Origin of the sequence: Pseudomonas putida (assembly GCF_028682175.1) — a bacterium.
Taxonomy (GTDB): Bacteria; Pseudomonadota; Gammaproteobacteria; order Pseudomonadales; family Pseudomonadaceae; genus Aquipseudomonas; species Aquipseudomonas putida_AD.
Map to the genome: position 1 here is coordinate 157,057 of NZ_JANHKS010000003.1, position 19,417 is coordinate 176,473.

The 19,417-nt window shown below is 64.4% G+C and carries 21 protein-coding genes; 17 read left to right on the forward strand and 4 right to left on the reverse strand.

Going from position 1 to position 19,417, the window contains the following annotated elements:
- The first annotated feature begins 46 nt into the window (after positions 1–46).
- The 13 genes from phnD to NPS29_RS03705 all read left to right on the forward strand — a co-directional run bounded on the left by phnD (position 47) and on the right by NPS29_RS03705 (position 10,868).
- The gene (gene phnD / locus NPS29_RS03645; protein ID WP_274130761.1) at positions 47–1,051 is read left to right on the forward strand and encodes a phosphonate ABC transporter substrate-binding protein; all 1,005 of its coding nucleotides are present in this window, start codon (positions 47–49) and stop codon (positions 1,049–1,051) included.
- A gap of 64 nt (positions 1,052–1,115) precedes the next feature.
- Complete coding sequence (phnE, locus tag NPS29_RS03650) at positions 1,116–1,904, forward strand: phosphonate ABC transporter, permease protein PhnE (protein WP_274130762.1); 789 nt, start codon at positions 1,116–1,118, stop codon at positions 1,902–1,904.
- A 39-nt stretch (positions 1,905–1,943) separates the two neighbouring features.
- Positions 1,944–2,663, forward strand: a complete 720-nt coding sequence (gene phnF / locus NPS29_RS03655) for a phosphonate metabolism transcriptional regulator PhnF (RefSeq protein ID WP_274130763.1) — start codon at positions 1,944–1,946, stop codon at positions 2,661–2,663.
- 14 nt (positions 2,664–2,677) lie between these two features.
- Complete coding sequence (gene phnG / locus NPS29_RS03660) at positions 2,678–3,145, forward strand: phosphonate C-P lyase system protein PhnG (protein WP_274130764.1); 468 nt, start codon at positions 2,678–2,680, stop codon at positions 3,143–3,145.
- Positions 3,145–3,762, forward strand: a complete 618-nt coding sequence (phnH, locus tag NPS29_RS03665; protein WP_274130765.1) for a phosphonate C-P lyase system protein PhnH — start codon at positions 3,145–3,147, stop codon at positions 3,760–3,762. The genes phnG and phnH overlap by 1 nt, the downstream gene beginning before the upstream one ends.
- Positions 3,762–4,835 (forward strand): carbon-phosphorus lyase complex subunit PhnI, encoded by a 1,074-nt coding sequence (locus NPS29_RS03670; RefSeq protein ID WP_274130766.1) that lies wholly within the window; start codon positions 3,762–3,764, stop codon positions 4,833–4,835. The genes phnH and NPS29_RS03670 overlap by 1 nt, the downstream gene beginning before the upstream one ends.
- On the forward strand, positions 4,832–5,719 hold the full coding sequence (locus NPS29_RS03675; protein ID WP_274130767.1) for an alpha-D-ribose 1-methylphosphonate 5-phosphate C-P-lyase PhnJ: 888 nt from the start codon (positions 4,832–4,834) through the stop codon (positions 5,717–5,719). Before NPS29_RS03670 ends, NPS29_RS03675 begins: the two co-directional genes overlap by 4 nt.
- A complete protein-coding gene (phnK, locus tag NPS29_RS03680) occupies positions 5,716–6,531 on the forward strand; it encodes a phosphonate C-P lyase system protein PhnK (RefSeq protein ID WP_274130769.1) in 816 nt (271 codons plus the stop codon). The genes NPS29_RS03675 and phnK overlap by 4 nt, the downstream gene beginning before the upstream one ends.
- A gap of 22 nt (positions 6,532–6,553) precedes the next feature.
- Positions 6,554–7,285, forward strand: a complete 732-nt coding sequence (gene phnL, locus NPS29_RS03685) for a phosphonate C-P lyase system protein PhnL (protein WP_274130771.1) — start codon at positions 6,554–6,556, stop codon at positions 7,283–7,285.
- The gene (locus tag NPS29_RS03690) at positions 7,279–8,463 is read left to right on the forward strand and encodes an alpha-D-ribose 1-methylphosphonate 5-triphosphate diphosphatase (RefSeq protein ID WP_274130772.1); all 1,185 of its coding nucleotides are present in this window, start codon (positions 7,279–7,281) and stop codon (positions 8,461–8,463) included. Before phnL ends, NPS29_RS03690 begins: the two co-directional genes overlap by 7 nt.
- Positions 8,463–9,041: a phosphonate metabolism protein/1,5-bisphosphokinase (PRPP-forming) PhnN gene (phnN, locus tag NPS29_RS03695; protein ID WP_274130773.1), complete on the forward strand. Its 579-nt coding sequence runs from the start codon at positions 8,463–8,465 to the stop codon at positions 9,039–9,041. Before NPS29_RS03690 ends, phnN begins: the two co-directional genes overlap by 1 nt.
- Positions 9,032–9,781, forward strand: coding sequence for a phosphonate metabolism protein PhnP (gene phnP / locus NPS29_RS03700; protein WP_274130774.1), 750 nt, complete (start codon positions 9,032–9,034; stop codon positions 9,779–9,781). Before phnN ends, phnP begins: the two co-directional genes overlap by 10 nt.
- Before the next feature lie 265 nt (positions 9,782–10,046).
- Entirely contained in the window at positions 10,047–10,868 is an 822-nt protein-coding gene (locus NPS29_RS03705; RefSeq protein WP_274130776.1) for an alpha/beta fold hydrolase, read from the forward strand.
- A gap of 210 nt (positions 10,869–11,078) precedes the next feature.
- Here NPS29_RS03705 and NPS29_RS03710 read toward each other — a convergent pair whose 3' ends face one another.
- Genes NPS29_RS03710 through NPS29_RS03725 form a run of 4 tightly spaced genes read right to left on the reverse strand, consistent with a single transcriptional unit; the run spans position 11,079 to position 15,905 of the window.
- The gene (locus tag NPS29_RS03710) at positions 11,079–12,608 is read right to left on the reverse strand and encodes an efflux transporter outer membrane subunit (protein ID WP_274130778.1); all 1,530 of its coding nucleotides are present in this window, start codon (positions 12,606–12,608) and stop codon (positions 11,079–11,081) included.
- A 7-nt stretch (positions 12,609–12,615) separates the two neighbouring features.
- A complete protein-coding gene (locus NPS29_RS03715) occupies positions 12,616–14,223 on the reverse strand; it encodes a DHA2 family efflux MFS transporter permease subunit (RefSeq protein WP_274130780.1) in 1,608 nt (535 codons plus the stop codon).
- Positions 14,220–15,356, reverse strand: coding sequence for an HlyD family secretion protein (locus NPS29_RS03720; protein WP_274130782.1), 1,137 nt, complete (start codon positions 15,354–15,356; stop codon positions 14,220–14,222). The genes NPS29_RS03715 and NPS29_RS03720 overlap by 4 nt, the downstream gene beginning before the upstream one ends.
- Before the next feature lie 6 nt (positions 15,357–15,362).
- Positions 15,363–15,905 carry a winged helix-turn-helix transcriptional regulator gene (locus NPS29_RS03725; RefSeq protein ID WP_274130784.1) on the reverse strand — a complete coding sequence of 181 codons (543 nt, stop codon included), beginning with the start codon at positions 15,903–15,905 and terminating at the stop codon, positions 15,363–15,365.
- A gap of 206 nt (positions 15,906–16,111) precedes the next feature.
- Here NPS29_RS03725 and tam point away from each other — a divergent pair, with 206 nt between their 5' ends.
- The 4 genes from tam to NPS29_RS03745 all read left to right on the forward strand — a co-directional run bounded on the left by tam (position 16,112) and on the right by NPS29_RS03745 (position 19,405).
- Positions 16,112–16,876, forward strand: coding sequence for a trans-aconitate 2-methyltransferase (tam, locus tag NPS29_RS03730; RefSeq protein ID WP_274130786.1), 765 nt, complete (start codon positions 16,112–16,114; stop codon positions 16,874–16,876).
- A gap of 13 nt (positions 16,877–16,889) precedes the next feature.
- Positions 16,890–17,393, forward strand: a complete 504-nt coding sequence (locus NPS29_RS03735; protein ID WP_274130787.1) for a cupin domain-containing protein — start codon at positions 16,890–16,892, stop codon at positions 17,391–17,393.
- Entirely contained in the window at positions 17,390–18,292 is a 903-nt protein-coding gene (locus tag NPS29_RS03740) for a LysR family transcriptional regulator (RefSeq protein ID WP_274130789.1), read from the forward strand. The genes NPS29_RS03735 and NPS29_RS03740 overlap by 4 nt, the downstream gene beginning before the upstream one ends.
- Before the next feature lie 123 nt (positions 18,293–18,415).
- Positions 18,416–19,405 (forward strand): hydroxyacid dehydrogenase, encoded by a 990-nt coding sequence (locus NPS29_RS03745; RefSeq protein WP_274130791.1) that lies wholly within the window; start codon positions 18,416–18,418, stop codon positions 19,403–19,405.
- Positions 19,406–19,417 lie beyond the last annotated feature (12 nt).

Consider the following 19,417-nt stretch of genomic DNA (forward strand, 5'->3'; position numbering starts at 1 on the left):
GGTTTTCCCAGACATTACACCCCAACCCCCGTTCCAGGAGCTCTCCATGTTGAACCGTTTCGGTCGCGTGTTCGCGTCTGCCGCTGTGCTCGCCGGTTGCCTGATGGGCACCGCGCAGGCCGCTGACAGCGCCATCAACTTCGGCATCATGTCCACCGAGTCCTCGCAAAACCTGAAAAGCGTGTGGCAGCCGTTCCTCGACGACATGTCGAAAAAGACCGGCCTCAAAGTCAACGCCACCTTCGCTTCCGACTATGCCGGGCTGATCCAGGGCATGCGCTTCAACAAGGTCGACGTGGCCTGGCTGGGCAACAAGGCGGCCATGGAAGCGGTGGACCGCTCGGGCGGCGAAATCTTCGCCCAGACCGCCGCCGCCAACGGTGCGCCGGGTTACTGGAGCCTGATCATTGCGCGCAAGGACAGCCCGATCAACAACATCGACGACATGTTCAAGCACGCCAAGGAACTGACCTTCGGTAACGGTGACCCGAACTCCACCTCGGGCTATCTGGTACCGGGCTATTACGTATTCGCCAAGAACAATGTCGATGCCGCTACCGCCTTCAAGCGCACGCTCAACTCCAGCCACGAAGTCAACGCCCTGAGCGTCGCCAAGGGCCAACTGGACGTCGCCACCTTCAACACCGAGAGCATGGATCGCCTGGAAGTCACCCAGCCGGAAAGCGCTGCCAAGCTCAAGGTGATCTGGAAGTCCCCGATCATCCCGGCTGACCCGATGGTCTGGCGCAAGGGCATGGACGATGCGACCAAGAACAAGATCCGCGACTTCTTCGCCAACTACGGTGACACCGACGAAGAAAAGGCCGTGCTCAAGAACATGCAGATGGGCAAGTTCCTCAAGTCTTCGGACGACCAGTTGCTGACCATCCGCCAGCTTGAGCTGTTCAAGCAGAAGTCCGAAACCACCGCCAGCAGCACCCTGAGCGCTGACGAGAAGGCGGCCAAGCTCAAGGAAATCGACGCAGGCCTGAACAAGCTGCAGGACCGTATCTCCGAGCTGGACAAACAGAAGACCGCCAACGCGGGCTGACCGGTCGGCGCGGCGGCCAGCCCGTCGCGCCTGCCTCAAACGCAATCGATACCGGAACCCTGTCATGAGCACTCACGCTGTATACGCTGACGCCGTTGGCAAGCGCACCTGGCCGCAGTACCTGGGCTGGGGGATTTTCCTCGCGGTGATGGCCTGGGCCTGGCGCGGCGCGGAGATGAACCCGCTGGCGCTGTACCGCGACTCCGGCAACATGGCGACTTTCGCCGCCGACTTCTTTCCGCCTGATTTCCACGAATGGCGCGCCTACCTCCAGGAGATGATCGTCACCGTGCACATCGCCCTGTGGGGCACGCTGCTGGCGATCATCTGTTCGGTGCCGCTGGGCGTTCTGTGCGCTGAAAACATCACCCCCTGGTGGGTCCACCAGCCGCTGCGCCGGGTCATGGATGCCTTCCGCTCCATCAACGAAATGGTCTTCGCCATGCTGTTCGTGGTGGCCGTGGGCCTGGGTCCGTTCGCCGGTGTCCTGGCGTTGTGGATCAGCACCACCGGCGTGCTCGCCAAGCTGTTCGCCGAAGCCGTCGAGGCCATCGATCCGGGCCCCGTGGAAGGTGTGCGTGCCACCGGCGCCAGTGCGTTGCAGGAAGTGATCTTCGGGGTCATTCCGCAAGTCATGCCGCTGTGGATTTCCTACGCCCTGTACCGCTTCGAATCCAACGTGCGCTCGGCAACGGTGGTGGGGATGGTCGGCGCGGGCGGCATCGGCGTGATCCTCTGGGAAAACATCCGCGCCTTTCAGTTCACCCAGACCTGCTCGGTGCTGCTGGTGATCATCGTGGTGGTGAGCATCATCGACATCTTCTCCCAGCGCCTGCGCAAGCAGTTCATCTAACGATTTCGACAGGAGAGGGTGCGAGCCCTTTTTTTAGCCATGCAGTTGTCTAGACAAGATGAGTCCCTCCATCGGGAACCCATGTACCGCGAATTGGCCGACACCCTGCGCCGCGAACTGACCGGCTACAGCGCTGGCGAGTTCCTGCCCGCCGAAACCCAACTGGCGACGCGCTTCGACGTCAACCGCCACACGGTGCGCCGCGCCATCGACGAACTGGTGCGCGAAGGCTGCCTGTTGCGCCGCCAGGGCAAGGGCACCCAGGTGCTGGGCCGCCCGCTGGTGTACCCGGTGGCTGCCGAGAGTGCCTACAGCCAGTCGTTGTCGGCGCTGGGCCACGGTGTCGAGGCGGTGTTGTTGCAGCGCCGCCAGTGCGTGGCCACCCGCGAAGAGGCCGAGCACCTGGGCCTCGAAGAACACGCGCCGCTGATCGAATTGCAGACCCTGCGCCGCCTCGACGGCCAGCCGGTGAGCCTGATCCGCCATCGCTACTGCGCCAGTCGCACTGCGCTGGTGGCCGATTACAAGAGCGGTTCGGTGCGCCAGTTTCTCGCCTCCCGCGATTTGCCGCTGACCCGCACCTTCAGCCTGATCGGCGCACGCCTGCCCAGCCGTGAAGAGGCCAGCGTGCTGCTGATGCCACGTCACCTGCCGGCGCTGACCGTGCTCACCCTTTCCCGCGATGCGGACGGACGTCCGGTGGAGATTGCCCATTCCACCAGCCGCTCCGACCGCTTCCAGTATCAGATCGTCACCTGATGGAGATGCCTTCGATGACTGCCACAACCGCTTCCACACCCGACGCCGCGCAAAGCGTTCGCCAGCACTGGTTCGGCGTGCTCTCGCGCACCCACCGGGCAGATCTTGCGCCCCATGAAAACGCCCTGCGCGACGTCGAGTACAGGATGATCCGCGCCCCGGAAATCGGCATGACCCTGGTCCGTGGCCGCATGGGCGGCAGCGGCGCACCGTTCAACGTCGGTGAAATGACCGTGACCCGCTGCGTGGTGCGCCTGGCTGACGGGCGCACCGGCTACAGCTACCTGGCCGGGCGCGACAAGGCCCACGCCGAACTCGCAGCGCTGGCCGACGCGCACTTGCAAGGCCCGCAACAGAGCCACTGGATACGTGAACTCATCGAACCGCTGGCCCAGGCACAAGCCGTGCGCCGCGCCCGACAACAAGCCGAAACCGCAGCGACCAAAGTGGACTTCTTCACCCTGGTCCGAGGAGAGAACTGATGGACGCAGTTACCGCAAGTGCAACCCTGTTGCAGCCTGCTTTCGCCGACCCGGTGCTGGATTCGCAGCGCAGCTTCCGCGCCGCTCTCAAGGCGCTGGCAGGCCCCGGCGTAGCCCAGAGCCTGCTGTCGGCGCAGACCCCGCCGCATCTGGAAGGCCTGGCATCGGCCAGCCACGCCCTGTGCCTGGCGTTGCTCGACATCGACACACCGTTGTGGCTGGCGCCCCGGTTCGACACCCAGGCCATCCGCGCCAACCTGACCTTCCATTGCGGCTGCCCGATTGTCAGCGACCGGCAGAACGCCCGTTTTGCCTTGCTCGACGACAGTCAGTTGCACGACCTGAGTGGCTTCGACCTGGGCAACGACCGCTACCCCGATCAGTCCTGCACGCTGCTGGTTCAACTGCCGAGCCTCCAGGGTGGGCGCCAGCTTGCGTGGAAGGGGCCGGGGATCGAAAGCAAGAACCACGTCAGCCTGCCGCTGCAAGAGGCGTTCTGGGAAGAGCGTGAATCGCGCAACGACTTTCCCCGTGGCATCGATGTGTTCTTTCTGGCCGGTAGCGAACTGATGGGGCTGCCGCGCAGCACACAGGTTCTGTTCAAGGGAGGTGTCTGATGTACGTTGCCGTCAAGGGTGGCGAACAGGCCATCGACAACGCTCACAAGCTGCTGGCGAAAAGGCGCCGGGGTGATACTTCGATAGCCGAGCTTGGCGTCGCGCAGATCCAGGAGCAACTGCCCCTGGCCGTGGCCCGGGTCATGACCGAAGGCTCGCTGTACGACGAACAACTCGCGGCGCTGGCGATCAAGCAAGCGGCGGGTGATCTGGTGGAAGCGATTTTCCTGCTGCGCGCGTATCGCACCACGCTGCCGCGCTTCAATGCCAGCCTGCCCATCGACACCTCGACCATGCAGCTCGACCGTCGCTTGTCGGCGACCTTCAAGGATGTACCGGGCGGCCAGTTGCTGGGCCCGACCTTCGACTACACCCACCGGCTGCTGGACTTCAGCTTGCTGGCCGAAGGCGAATTCCCCGGCCCGCAGACTCGTGCCGAAGCGACGGTTCAGGCCTGCCCGAGGGTGTCTGGCCTGCTGGGCAAGGAGGGCCTGATAAAAGAGGAGATCGACACCGGTGCGCCGGTGGCCGACATCACCCGCGAGCCGCTGGAGTACCCGGCCAGCCGCGCCGAACGCTTGCAGGCACTGGCCCGAGGCGATGAGGGTTTCCTGTTGGCGCTGGGGTATTCGACCCAACGCGGCTATGGCCGCAACCACCCGTTCGCAGGCGAAATCCGCGTCGGTGAAGTCGAGGTCTGGATCGAGCCCGAAGAGCTGGGTTTCCCGATCAGCATCGGCGCCATCGAAGTCACCGAATGCGAGATGGTCAACCAGTTTGTCGGCTCTGCCACAGAGTTGCCGCAATTCACCCGCGGCTACGGCCTGGCCTTCGGACACGCCGAGCGCAAGGCCATGGGCATGGCCCTGGTGGACCGTTCGCTGCGGGCCGGCGAATACGCCGAAGAAATCATCTCGCCGGCCCAGCAGGAAGAGTTCGTGCTGGCCCACTGCGACAACGTCGAGGCCTCGGGCTTCGTGTCGCACCTGAAACTGCCGCACTACGTCGACTTCCAGGCCGAACTGGAACTGATCCGCAAACTGCGCAAGCCTTCCAAGGAGCCGGCTCAATGAATGCCGCCACAGAACCTCGCCAGCAGCCTCGTGCGCCGCGCGACGAGGCGTACAACTTCGCTTACCTGGACGAACAGACCAAACGCATGATCCGTCGTGGCCTGCTCAAGGCCGTGGCGATTCCCGGATACCAGGTGCCATTCGGCGGCCGCGAAATGCCGTTGCCCTATGGCTGGGGCACCGGCGGCATGCAGCTGACCGCTGCGATCCTCGGCGCCGAGGACGTGCTCAAGGTCATCGACCAGGGCGCCGACGACACCACCAACGCGGTGTCGATCCGCCGCTTCTTCGGCCGCACCGCCGGGGTCGCGACCACCGAGCGTACGCCTGAGGCGACCATCATCCAGACCCGCCACCGGATCCCGGAAACGCCGCTGCACGAAGGTCAGATCATGGTCTATCAGGTGCCGATCCCTGAGCCGCTGCGCTTCATCGAACCCTCGGAAACCGAAACCCGCACCATGCACGCGCTCAATGATTACGGCGTCATGCACGTCAAGCTGTACGAGGATATCGCCACCTTCGGCCACATCGCCACGGCCTATGCGTACCCGGTAACCGTTGACGAGCGCTACGTGATGGACCCCTCGCCAATCCCCAAATTCGACAACCCGAAACTGGATATGAGCCCGGCCCTGATGCTGTTCGGCGCCGGTCGCGAAAAGCGCCTGTACGCCGTGCCGCCCTACACCCGGGTCACCAGCCTGGACTTCGAGGACCACCCCTTCGAAGTGCAGAAGTGGGAGCACAGTTGCGCGATCTGCGGCAGTCGCAAGTCGTTCCTCGATGAGCTGATCCTGGACGATCAGGGCACCCAGAGCTTTGTCTGTTCGGACACCGACTACTGCGCGCAACGGGTCAACGAGGGGAGGGCTGCGCAATGAATGCCGTGCACAGGATTGAGGATCAGGTGGTTGCCGACCGCACCCAGCCATTGCTCAAGGTCAGTGGCCTGAGCAAGTTGTACGGTCCGGAAAAGGGCTGCCAGGACGTGAGTTTCGAGCTGTATCCCGGCGAAGTGCTGGGCATCGTCGGCGAGTCCGGTTCCGGTAAATCGACCCTGTTGTCGCTGCTCAGTGGCCGTTGCCCGCCGGACAGCGGCGTCATCGACTATCGCGGCAAGGATGGCCACTGGCTCGACCTGTACAGCGCCAGCGAAGCCGAGCGCCGCACCCTGTTGCGCACCGAGTGGGGCTTCGTCGAGCAGAACCCCCGCGACGGCCTGCGCATGGCGGTGTCGGCCGGGGCCAACATCGGCGAACGGCTGATGGCCCAGGGTTTGCGCAATTACCAGCAACTGCGGGCAGCGGGCCTCGACTGGCTGAGCCAGGTGGAGATCGACCCGGCGCGCATCGACGACCTGCCGCGCACTTTCTCCGGCGGCATGCAGCAGCGTTTGCAGATCGCCCGCAACCTGGTGTCCGGCCCGCGCCTGGTGTTCATGGACGAGCCCACCGGTGGCCTGGATGTTTCGGTGCAGGCGCGCCTGCTGGACCTGATGCGTGGCCTGGTGCGCGAGCTGGATCTGGCGGTGGTGATCGTCACCCACGATCTGGCCGTGGCGAGGCTGCTGGCCGACCGGCTGATGGTGATGCGCCGCTCGCGGGTGGTGGAAAGCGGGCTGACCGATCAGATCCTTGACGATCCGCAGCATCCCTATTCGCAGTTGCTGGTGTCTTCGGTGCTGCAACCTTGATCGGACTTTTGGAGTGGCTTTGATGAACACGCTGATCGAGGTCCAGGACCTCTCGAAAACCTTCACCCTGCACCAGCAGAACGGAGTGGTGCTCAATGTGCTGCGCGGCCTTAATTTCTCGGTGCGCGGCGGCGAATGCCTGGTGCCGCACGGCCATTCCGGCGCAGGCAAAAGCACCTTGCTGCGCACCCTCTACGGCAACTACCTGCCGGCGGGCGGGAGCATTCGGCTGCAGCATCAGGGGCAATGGCTGGAAATGGTCGGCGCGGTCCCTCGCGATGTCCTGGCCGTGCGGCAACAGACCCTGGGCTACGTCAGCCAGTTTCTGCGGGTGATTCCCCGGGTCGCGACTCTGGATGTGGTGATGGAACCGGCGCTGGCCCGTGGATGGAGCCGGGATGAAGCCAAAGCCCGCGCCGAGGAATTGCTCAGCCGCCTGAACATTCCCAAGCGGCTGTGGCAACTGGCGCCGGGTACCTTTTCCGGCGGCGAACAGCAGCGCGTCAACATCGCCCGCGGCTTCATGGTGCCGTGGCCGGTGATGCTGCTCGACGAACCGACCGCGTCGCTGGACGACGTCAATCGCCAGGTGGTGCTGGAACTGATCAACGAAGCCAAGGCTGGCGGTGCCGCGCTGATCGGCATCTTCCATGACCGCCTGGCACGGGAGGCGGTGTCCGACCGCCTGCTGGACATGACCCCGCAAGAATCGCCCGACAAGCACCTGACCGCCAAGGAGTTGCTGCAATGCTGAACGAACAGATTCTGACCAACGCCAGGGTCGTCACTGCCGATCAGGTGTTCACCGGCACCGTGGTGCTGCGCGATGGCCTGATCCAGGACGTGCAGACCGGAGTCAGCTACCTGCCACAGGCACAGAACCTGGACGGCGACTATCTGCTGCCGGGCCTGGTCGAGCTGCACACCGACAACCTGGAAAAACACCTCAGCCCGCGCCCCGGGGTGGACTGGCCCTCTGCGTCGGCGGTGATGAGCCACGACGCGCAGATCATCGCGGCCGGTATCACCACGGTGTTCGACGCGCTGTCCATCGGCGACGTCAACCCCAAGGGCAAGCGCATGCAGCAATTGCCCGGCATGGTCGATGCCATTGCCCGCGCCAACGCCGCCGACATGACCCGCGCCGAGCACCGCCTGCACTTGCGCTGTGAAGTCTGCCACCCCGACACCCTGAGCGTGTTCCGCGACCTGGTGGAACAGCCGCTGGTGCAGCTTGTGTCAGTGATGGACCATTCGCCGGGCCAGCGTCAGTTCGCCCTGGAATCCAAGTACCGCGAGTACTACATGGGCAAGTACCATCTGAGCACCGAGCAGATGGACGAATTCATCGTCGAGCAGGTCGCCAACTCGAAGATCTACAGTGACCGTTATCGCAAGGCCATCGTCGACATCTGTCTGGCGCGCGGCCTGTCGGTGGCCAGTCACGACGACGCGACCGTGGCCCACGTCGAGGAATCGGCGGGCTACGGCATGACCATCGCCGAGTTCCCGACCACCCTGGAAGCGGCACAGGCCTGCCGGCGTCTGGACATGAGCGTGCTGATGGGCGCACCGAACATCGTTCGTGGCGGCTCGCACTCGGGCAACATCGCGGCGGCGACCCTGGCGCAAGAAGGGCTACTGGATATCCTCTCCAGCGATTATTATCCGGCCAGCCTCCTGCAAGCGGCGTTCACCCTGGGCGACCAACTGGAGCAAAAGCGCGGGCAACTGGGCGATAATGGTCAGGTGACTGGCGCTGGCCTGGCAAAGGCGGTGACCACGGTCAGCCTGGCGCCGGCACGTTCGGCGGGGCTGAACGATCGCGGCGAGATCCGCGTCGGCCTGCGCGCCGATCTGATCCACGCCCGCGCCGTGGGCACATTGCCGGTGATCCAGCAGGTCTGGCGACAAGCGAAGAGGGTTTTTTGATGACAGGCAGGTTGATCTATCTCATCGGACCATCCGGTTCGGGCAAGGACAGCCTGCTGGACGCCGCGCGCGAACCGATGGCCGCACGGGGCTGTCGGATCGTGCGCCGGGTCATCACCCGATCTGCCGAAGCCCGCGGCGAGGCGGCGCAGGCCGTGAGTGTCGATGAATTCCGGCAGATGCAGGCGCAGGGCGCCTTTGCCCTGAGCTGGTTCGCCAACGGCCTGCACTACGGCATTCCGGCAGAGATCGACCAGTGGCTGGCCGACGGGCATGACGTGCTGGTCAACGGTTCTCGCGGGCATCTCGAACAGGCTCGGGCGCGCTATCCGGACCTTCTGGTGGTGCTGTTGAGCGTCGATCAGGCGGTGTTGCGTCGGCGTCTGCTGGCGCGCAATCGTGAAACCTCCGGGGAGATCGAGGCGCGTCTGGCGCGCAACGCGCAGTTTGCCGATGAACTGCTGGCGGCGGCCCCGGCCGGAGGCTCTCCAATCCTGTTGCTCGACAACTCGGGCGCCCTTGAGCAGACCGTCGCCAGGCTGTTGCAGCACATCGACCGGGAGCACGCATGCGCCTGAACCTGCTCGGTACGGGGGATGCGCGGCAGGTGCCGGTCTACGGTTGCCAGTGTCAGGCGTGCTCGGCGGCCCACGCCGATGCTCGCCTGCGCCGCCTGCCGTGTTCGGCGCTGGTCGAGATGGGCGATCAGCGCTGGTTGATCGACAGCGGCCTGCCGGACCTGTGCGAGCGTTTCCCGCCGCGCAGTTTCAGCGGCATTCTGCAGACCCACTACCACGCCGATCACGCCCAGGGCCTGCTGCACCTGCGCTGGGGGCAGGGGCTGGTGATTCCGGTGCACGGCCCGGCGGACCCCGAGGGCCTGTCGGACCTCTACAAGCACCCCGGCATCCTGGATTTCGGCCAGCCGTTCGCGGCGTTCGAAACCCGCCTGTTCGGTGGCTTGCAGGTCACCGCGCTGCCGCTGGTGCACTCCAAACCGACGCTTGGTTATTTGCTGGAGGGCGAGGGCAGGCGCATCGCCTATCTGACCGACACCGTCGGGCTGCCGGATACGACCGAGGCGTTGCTGCGCGAGCAGGCGCTGGACGTGCTGGTGCTGGACTGCTCCATGCCGCCGCAACCCCAGACGCCGCGCAACCACAATGACCTGACCCTGGCGTTGCAGATCATCGATGCGCTTGAACCTGCAAAGGCGGTGCTGACCCATGTGGGCCACACCCTGGATGCGTGGCTGATCGAGCATGCCGATGAGCTGCCGGGGCATGTGATCGTGGCACGGGACGGCATGACGCTCTGAAACCCGTAGGAGCGCGCTTGCCCGCGATAGCGTCGTGTCAATCGCCACATGCGGTGCAGATCCGCCGCCGTCGCGGGCAAGCGCGCTCCTACGAAATGCGTCATGTCTGTGACGAATGATTCGCCCGACACACCGCCCCGCCGGCAAGCCGTGCTGCTACGGGGATGTGGAGGGCTTTTTTGAAACCAGCACATATCGACAATGCACATCCGCGATCCGCAGCTACGCTGAATCTTCCCTGCACATCGCTCGAGGATTGCGTCACATGTCTATTCTGACCCTCAAAGACGGCACCGAATTCTTCTACAAGGACTGGGGCAGCGGTCAGCCCATCGTGTTTTCCCACGGCTGGCCGCTCGATGGCGATGCGTGGGATGCGCAGATGCTGTTTCTTGGCCAGAAAGGCTACCGGGTGATCGCCCATGACCGCCGCGGCCATGGCCGTTCAGGCCAGACCTGGGACGGCAACGACATGGACACCTACGCTGACGACTTGGCGCAGCTGTTCGAAGCGCTGGACCTCAAGGACGCGATCATGATCGGCCACTCTACCGGTGGTGGCGAAGTGGCGCGTTACATCGGTCGCCACGGCACCTCCCGGGTGGCCAAGGCAGTGCTGATTGGCGCCGTTCCTCCGTTGATGCTGAAAACCGCCGCCAACCCTGAAGGCTTGCCGCTGGAAGTATTCGACGGCATCCGAGCAGGTTTCAGCGCGGACCGCTCGCAGTTCTTCAAGGACCTGGCCGTGCCGTTCTTCGGCTTCAACCGCGACGGCGCTAAAACCTCGCAAGGCGCCATCGATTCGTTCTGGTCCATCGGCATGCTGGGCAGCATCAAGGGCGAGTACGACTGCATCAAGGCGTTCTCGGAAACCGACTTCACTGAAGATTTGAAAAAGATCGACGTGCCGACCCTGATCCTGCATGGCGACGACGATCAGATCGTGCCGTTGGTGGCCTCTGGCGAGAAGAGTCACAAGCTGGTGAAAGGCTCGACCTTGCACCTGGTCAAGGGCGGATCCCACGGCATGTGCACGGTGCAGGCCGACGAGATCAACGAGATCTTGTTGGGATTCATCAAGGGCTGATGCGAACGCTCGACCCGTAGCAGCCCGGCTTGCCGGCGGGGGCGTCCTTGGAATCGCTGACGCCGGCAAGCCGGACTGCTACGGATGTTCGCCGCCGATCGTTGTAGGAGTGAGCTTGCTCGCGATGGCGATTTCCCAGTCACCGTCAAGCGGTCAGGACTGGCGCATCGCGAGCAAGCTCACTCCTACAGGTACAATGGATGCCAGGACTCAGCGTTTCGCCAAATCGGCTTTTGCGGTCTGCGGCCAACCGCCGCCGAGGGCGCGGAAGGTCGAGACGGCCGCCCGGGCATCATTGGCATGCAATTGCGCCAGTTGATCTCGCGACACCAGCAACTGCCGATCCTCATCCAGCACTTCCACCAGGCTCACCGCACCGCCTTTGTAGGCATCCTGCGCCGCATCCCGTGCAACCTGGTGAGCAGCGACTTCCTGGTCCACTTCGCTACGCTGCTGTTCAAGCTGCACCAGCGTGACAATCGCGTTCTCGACGTCCTCGGTGGCTTTCAACATTACCTGTCGGTACTCGGCCAGGGCTTCGGCGTTGGCGCCCTTGGCCTGGGCGACCTCGGCATCGACCCGGCCAAAATCGAACAAACGCCAGTGCAGGCCCAGAATCGCCTGGGGCTGGAACGCGGCTGAACTGAACAACTGCCCGCTGTGGGCGGTATCGAATCCCAAAAGGCCAGACAGCGAAACCTTCGGGTAGTACTCGGAGATCGCCGCGCCGATCCGCGCGTTGGAAGCCGCCAGTTTGCGTTCGGCAGCGATCACATCGGGGCGCCGGCGCAGCAGGTCGGCGGGGCCTTCGGAATCACTGATGGTCGGCACGCTGTACCGCTGCGAACTGCTCACCAACTCTTTGGCCCAGGTGCCTGGTTGTGCGCCCATCAGCACGTCCAGTCGGTTCAGTTGGGTCGCCAATTCGGTGCGCAGCGGCGGAATCGTCGCCCGGGCCTGCAACACCAGCGCCTGAGCCTGGGCCTGTTCGCGGTTGGTCGCCAGGCCGCTGCCCATGCGGTCGTTTATCAGGTTAAGCAGGTTGTTCTGGGTCTTGACCTGGTCTTCGGCCACGGCCAGACGCTGCTGAGCACCGCGAATCCGGAAGTAGGCATCGGCAGCTTCCGAGGCCACGGAAATCCGCACGCCGACGTGACTGGCTTCGGCGGCCTGGGCTTCATCGACCGCTGCTTCCTCTCCGCGTTTCAGGCCGCCGGCAAGGTCGGCTTCCCAACTGGCGCCGACGCCGATGGTTTCCAGCGTCTGGTTGCGGTCGTAGCCGGGGAAGGCGCTGCCGATCTGACCCTGGGAGCTTTCAGTGGACTGACGCTGGCGCACGGCCTTGGCATCCAGCGCGCCTTGCGGCAGGCGAATCGCGCCGGCCTGTTGCGCCACGGCGCGGGCCTGCTCGACTCGGGCGAAGGACTTGGCCAGGTCCAGATTCTGCTCCAGCACGCGCTGGATGATCCGGGTCAGCTCGGGGTCGTTGAATCCGGTCCACCAGGTGTCCAGCTCGGGGGCCGGGGTTTCGCCGACGCGCTGCTGTAACAGGGGCTGGTTCTGGTACGAGGCCGTCAGGGTGTTTTCCGGCTGCTGGTAGTGAGGCCCGACGGTACAGCCGGCCAGGGCGATAACCAGTGCGCTGAGGGCGAAAAGGCCGGTGCGTTTGAAACGAGACGCCAGGGTGTTCATGGGGCTGCCCTCGAAACGTGAAGCGTGAAATGGGGAGTGAGTGTTCATGGCGATCTCAATGGGCGTCTGCAGACGGTGCAGCCGGTGGCGCGACCTTGCGCATCAGCGGGACCATGGCCACGGCGACGATGAAACAGACCATGATCGCCAGGAACGCATCGGAGTAGGTCTGGGTCTGGGCTTCGCGGTAGGTCAGCAGCCACAACTGATGCAGCGCCGAGCTGCCAGCGTCGGCGGCGTTCTGGCCCATGGCCGCGAAGTTGCCGGTGGCGGTTGCCAGCCAATTGTTCATGGCCTCGTTGCTGTAGTTCAGGTGCTCGGCCAGGTGGGTGAAGTGCAGGTTGGTGCGGTCGTTGAGAATCGTGGCACAGGCCGCGATGCCGATGGCTCCGCCCAGGTTGCGCATCAGGTTGAACAGCCCCGACGCCTGTTTCAGGCGCGAGGGGTGCAGCCCGCCGAGGGTCAGGGTCACGGTGGGCGGCACTGCCATCTGCTGGGCAAACCCGCGAATTGCCTGGGGCAGCAGCAGTTCATGGCCGCCCCAGTCGTGGGTGATCGGCGAGAAGTCCCACATCGACAGGGCGAACAGCGACAGGCCGAACATCATGGTCCAGCGCAAATCGACGCGGTTGGCCAGAAAACCGTAGACCGGGATCGCCAGCAACTGGAACACCCCGGTGGAGAAAATCGCCTCGCCAATGTCCAGCGCGCTGTAGCCGCGCACCCGGCCCAGAAACAGTGGGGTGAGGTAAATCGTGGCGAACAGGCCGATGCCGGTGACGAAGGAGAAGAAACAGCCCAGGGCGAAGTTGCGGTCCTTGAGGGCGCGCAAGTCTACCACCGGGTTCTGTACGCTCAGGGTCCGGCCAATGAACGCCAGGCCCGCAAGGCCGGAAATCCAGGCGGTGGTGAGGATGGTCTGGTCGCTGAACCAGTTCCAGCGCGGGCCTTCTTCGAGGGTGTATTCCAGGCAGCCCAGGAACAGCGCCAGAAATACCATGCTGATGTAGTCGGCGCCCTTGAGCAGCTTGAGGTCCATGGAGTCGATGTTGACCAGCATGGGTACGGCGAAGGCGACGAAAATCCCCGGCACCAGATTGATGTAGAACAGCCAGTGCCAGGACGAAACGTCGGTGATCCAGCCACCGATCACCGGGCCCAGAGTCGGGGCCAGCGAGGCGATGGCGCCGATGGTGGACGCGGCGATGACCCGCTGCTTGCCGCCAAAGAACATGAACGCCGAGGTGAACACCATCGGGATCATCGAGCCGCCCAGAAAGCCTTGCAGGGCACGAAAGGCGATCATGCTCTGGATGTTCCAGGCCAGGCCGCAGAGCAGGCTGGCGATGGTGAAACCCACCGCCGAGGCGCAGAACAGCCAGCGGGTGGAGAACACCCGGGCCAGCCAGCCGGACAGCGGAATCACCACGATTTCGGCGATCAGGTAGCTGGTCTGCACCCAGGCGGTTTCGTCGGAGCCAGCGCTCAGGCCACCGCCGATGTCACGCAGCGAAGCGGAAACGATCTGGATGTCCAGCAACGCGATGAACATCCCCAGGCACATGCTGGCGAACGCCAGGACCTTGGCCGACGTCGCCATGCTGGCGGCGTCCACCGGCCCCTTCGGTTTGCGCGCGGGTGCGGCGACGGTGGCGGCGCTCATGGCGCGGTCTTCCCGTCAGTGGCGCTGGCGACCTGGGTGCCGGTGGCATCGGCCTTGGTGTTGACTTCGGCGATCACCGAAAGGCCGGGGCGCAGCTTGCCGAGGTTGCCGTCTTCGCCGTCCAGGTAGACCCGCACCGGCACCCGCTGGACGATCTTGGTGAAGTTGCCGGTGGCATTTTCCGGTGGCAATACGCTGAACTGCGAACCGGTGGCCGGTGCCAGGCTGTCCAGATGGCCGTGGAATACCTGTCCCGGTAGCACGTCGGCTTCGATTGTCACCGCCTGGCCTGGGTGCATGTGGGCGAGCTGGTCTTCCTTGAAGTTGGCGTCCACCCACAGGCCCTTGGCCGGCACCACGGAGATCAATTGAGTACCTGCGGCAGCAAAGGCCCCGACCCGCGCACGGCGGTTGCCGATCACGCCGTCCACCGGCGCCCGCAGTTCGGTGTATCCCACGTTGAGCCGGGCCAGGTCACGTTCGGCGCGGGCCTGTTCGAGGGCGGCGCGGGCTTGCAGTTTCTGGGTCGAGATCACATCCAGCTGGCGTTGCGAGGCGAGCATCGACGCCTGGGCCTTGGCGCCGTTTGCCTGGGCAGTCTTGTAGGTGGCGTCGGCGCGCTGGAAGCTTTCCACCGACACTGCCGAGCGGGCCGACAGCGTCTGGTAGCGCACCTGATCGTCACGGGAACGCACGGTTTCGGCGTTGGCGGCGTCGATCCCGGCCTTGGCCTGGCTGACGACGGCATGTTGCAGCTGTTCGGTCGCGTCGAGGTTGGCCAGCAGGGCTTCCTGCGCCGCTACCGCGCCTTCGGCCTTGTTCAGGCTTGCGCGGTAATCGCGGTCATCGATCTTCACCAGCAGGTCACCGGCGTGGACGAACTGGTTGTCCTGCACCTTGAGTTCGGTGATGTAGCCGGCAACCTTCGGCCCGATGACGGTCACGTCGCCCCCGACGTAGGCATCGTCGGTGGACTCCATGAAGCGCCCGACCGTCCACCAGTGGCTGCCGAACCAGACGCCGCCGATCACGGCGGCGGCACCCAGGGACAGCAGGATCAGGCGTTTGCCCCGAGCGGGTTTTGGCGATGGGACGGCGGTGGCCGGCTCGGTGATGGTGTGTGGCTGGTTCATGGAGGATTACCTGTCGAGCGAAAGGGGTTGGGTGGGTTTGAGGGTCTGGCGGTAGGCCTCGCGACGGGCGCGACCGGTTTCGATGCGCCAGGCAGACAGGCTGCTGGCGGGGCCCAGATAACGCAGGTTGTGGTCAAGCAGGCTGATGCGTTTGCCGGTGTTGGCGTCGGCCAGCACCATGTCCACAGGCTCGCCGTTGCGGTCATCGAACAGCTCGACCTTGGTGCCGTTGGGCGCGAAGTGCTTGTTGCCCCACTTCATCAGCGTCAGCACCACCGGACGGAAATCACGGCCGCGCTCGGTGAGCAGGTAGTCGTAGCGGGGCGGTTTGTCACTGTAGGCGCGGCGCTCGACCAGCCCGGACTCGATCAGCGCAGTGAGGCGCCGGGTCAGGGTGCTGGAGGCGATGCCCAGGCTTTTCTCGAATTCATCGAAGCGGCTCAGCCCGTAGGACAGATCGCGCAGGATCAGGATGTTCCACCAGTCACCCACATGCTCAAGGCTCAGGGCGATGGGACAGGGCATGTCGGCGAAGCTTTTCTTTTTCATGGCCATGATCTCCAGCGCATGAGGCTGCTGCGAAATGATGGGTGTAATCTAATGTGATGACTTTCATCATGCAAGTCACTATTTGAAATGAAGTGACGGGCGGTGCGAACGAGAAGCGAGGACGATGCTGCGGCTCTTCATTTGTACTTGGGCCGCTCACGCCTTACCCTCACCGGCAATCCTCCTCGATAAAAAGGACAAGCCCGATGAGTTGGTCTGCCAGGCAGTATTCGATGTTCGAACAGCAGCGCACCCGCCCGGTGCGCGATCTGGTCGCTGCGATCCCCACGCAAAGCGTCAAGCACGCAATCGATCTGGGCTGCGGCCCGGGCAACTCCACCGAGGTGTTGGCCGCACGTTTCCCCGACGCGCGAATCACCGGCCTCGACAGCTCGGACGACATGCTCGCCGACGCCCGCCAGCGCCTGCCGGATCTCTCCTTCGAGCTGGCCGACATCGGCACCTGGAACCCGGAGCAGACCTATGACGTGATCCTGGCCAACGCCTCGCTGCAATGGCTGCCTGATCACGCCGAGCTGTATCCGCGCCTGGCCGCACGCCTGAACCAAGGCGGCACGCTGGCCGTGCAGACCCCTGACAACCTTGAGGAGCCGGCTCATCGCCTGGCTCGGGAAGTGGCCGCTAACGGCCCCTGGGCGAGCAAGACCGGTTCGGTGAAACACCCGGATCGTCACCCGGCTGCCTACTATTACGAGTTGCTCGTGCCCCATTGCGCCGAAGTGGATGTGTGGCGCACCACCTATCACCACCCCTTGGCGGGCGGGCATCAGGCGGTGGTCGAGTGGTTCAAGGGCTCGGCGTTGCGGCCTTATCTGCAGCGTCTGGACGAAGGCGAGCAGGCAGCGTTCCTTGCGGCCTACCTGAAGGCGATCAGCCAGGCGTACCCTGCGCTGCCGGACGGTACGGTGCTGCTGCCATTCCCGCGTCTGTTCATCGTCGCCACACGCTGAATCCGGAGCCGCCATGACCGACACCAACACTTCACTGGCCGCGCTGCTGATCCGCAATTACAACGAGGTGCCGCTTGAAGCCGAGCGCCGCGACCCGTTGTACGAAACCCTGGCTGCACGGCTGGGCACCGGCACTGCCGCGCAGAAACTCGGCGCCTCGATCGACATCGTCGCCCCCGGCAAACGCTCGTGTCCCTATCACTTTCACTACGCCCAGGAGGAGATGTTCATCGTCATCGAGGGCCACGGCAGCTTGCGTGTCGCCGGGCAGATGCTGCCGATCAAGGCCGGCGATGTGATGTTCATTCCGCCGGGCCCCGAGTACCCGCACCAGATCATCAACACCTCCGACGCGCCGCTCAAATACCTGTCCATCAGCACCCGGGAAGCGCCGGAAGTGTGCGAGTACCCGGATTCGGGCAAATACCTGGCCGCCGCGTCGGTCAATGATGAGCGGGTGTTCCGGGTGGTGCAGCGCAAGGAAGGCACGCTGGATTACTGGGATGGCGAGCCGTGAGTATCAATCTGCAGATTCGTGACCTGGCGTATTTCGCCAGGGTCGCGGAGCTTGGGCATCTGGGGCGCGCCTCCGAAGCGCTGCATATCTCGCAGTCGGCGCTGTCCAAGTGCGTCGACCGGCTGGAGGCAGCATATGGCGCAGAGCTGTTCGAGCGGGAGGGGCGCGGCATTCGCCTGACCGACGCCGGGCAGCTGTTGCGCGAGCGTGCGGTGGAGATCGAGCGCATGCTCGATGAAACCCAGCGCCAGACGATGTCCCTCGGCAAAGGCCTGGCGGGCACCATTCGAGTGGGCGCCGCTGCGACCATGGCCGACTCGACCATGCCGCGGGCCTGTCGCGTGTTGCAGGAACAGGCGCCGGCCGTGGTCATGGAACTGCAGATCGGCATGAACGATGTGCTTCATGACGCGCTGCGCAAAGGTCAACTGGACATCGTCATCGGCCCCCTGGGTACGCGTGACGATGACCTGCTTGAGTTGCCCATCGGCTTCGATGAAGTGGTGGTCGCGGCCAGTACCCGGCATCCGCTCGCCAGTGGGCCGATGTCCATCGAGCAGCTGTGCGACTACCGCTGGGTGTTGTCGGCGCGTTCGGTGGCCACCCGGCAATGGCTGGACGCAGTGTTCGCTGCCCATGGCCTGCCTGCGCCACAGGTGGCGATTGCCACGAGTTCGATTGCCGCCGTGCCCAACCTGATCGTCGAAACCGGCCTGTTGACTTTTATCTCCCGGCAAAGCCTGAAGGCCGGCAGGTTGGATAACGGGTTGGTGGAATTGCCCAATCCCGCCACCACCATGTCCCGCCGCTTTGGCGTGGTGCATCGCGCCGGGGCCTTTCTTTCCCCTGCCACGCGGCGCTTCATCGAGATCCTGCGGGAAGAAAACAGCGACGGCTGAATCTTTCCTCCCAGGAATCAATGCTTGAATTTTCACCAATAGATAGCAACGGTTGTGACAGTGATACTCACGGCATGCCCGACGCACGGGCGAAAAAAACAATAAGCCGGAGATATCACGCTTATGCCACATACCATTCTGGTCACCGCGCCCAAACTGGCGCAGGCCGGCCTCGACCTGCTCAATGCCCAAGGCTGTCGCGTGTTGTTCGTGCCTGCCGGGCAGGGCGCCGCCGACATTGAACAGCTGATGCTCAGCGAACCGGTGGACGCGGTCATTTCCCGCACCCTGGACCTCACGGAGCGCGCCATCGCCGGTTGCCCGACCCTCAAGGTGATTTCCAAGCATGGCGTGGGCGTCAGCAACATTGCCGTCGATGCGGCCACCGCCCGGGGCATTCCGGTGTACGTGACGCCGGGGGCCAACGCACAGTCGGTGACTGAAATGACCCTGGCGCTGATGTTCGCCGCCGCACGGCGGGTCAACTGGATGGACCGCGAGTTGCGCGACGGTCGCTGGTCCCGGGCGCAGGACGGCCTGCAACTGAGTGGCCGCACGCTGGGCCTGGTGGGGTTCGGCCAGGTGGCTCGCCGGGTCGCGCGCGCCTGTCAGGCAATCGGAATGTCGGTGGTGGTGTACGACCCGCTGCTGCCTGACAGCGCCGATCTCGACGGAGCCGAGCGAGTGAGCTCGTTGCAGGAGCTGCTGCCGCTGAGCCACGTACTCAGCCTGCATGTGCCGCTGACCTCTCAGACCCGCGGCTTCATCGGCGCGCCGCAGTTGGCGCTGCTGCCCAGGGACGCGTTGCTCATCAACACCGCCCGTGGCGAGGTGATAGACGAACCCGCGCTGATCGCAGCCCTGAGTGAACGCCACTTGTACGCTGCCGGCCTGGACACCATGGCCGTCGAACCGCTGCCTGCCGACAGTCCCTTGCTGACCCTGGATAACGTGGTGCTCACCCCCCATGTCGGCGGTTCGACCCCGGCGGCACTGGCCGCAATGGCCCAGGGAGCGGCGCAGAACGTCCTCGGTTACCTCAACGGCACGCCTGTCGCACCCTCGGCCTGCATCAATCCCGCCGTGTTGAATGCCAACACCGTCAATCACTGATCCGGAGCGCCT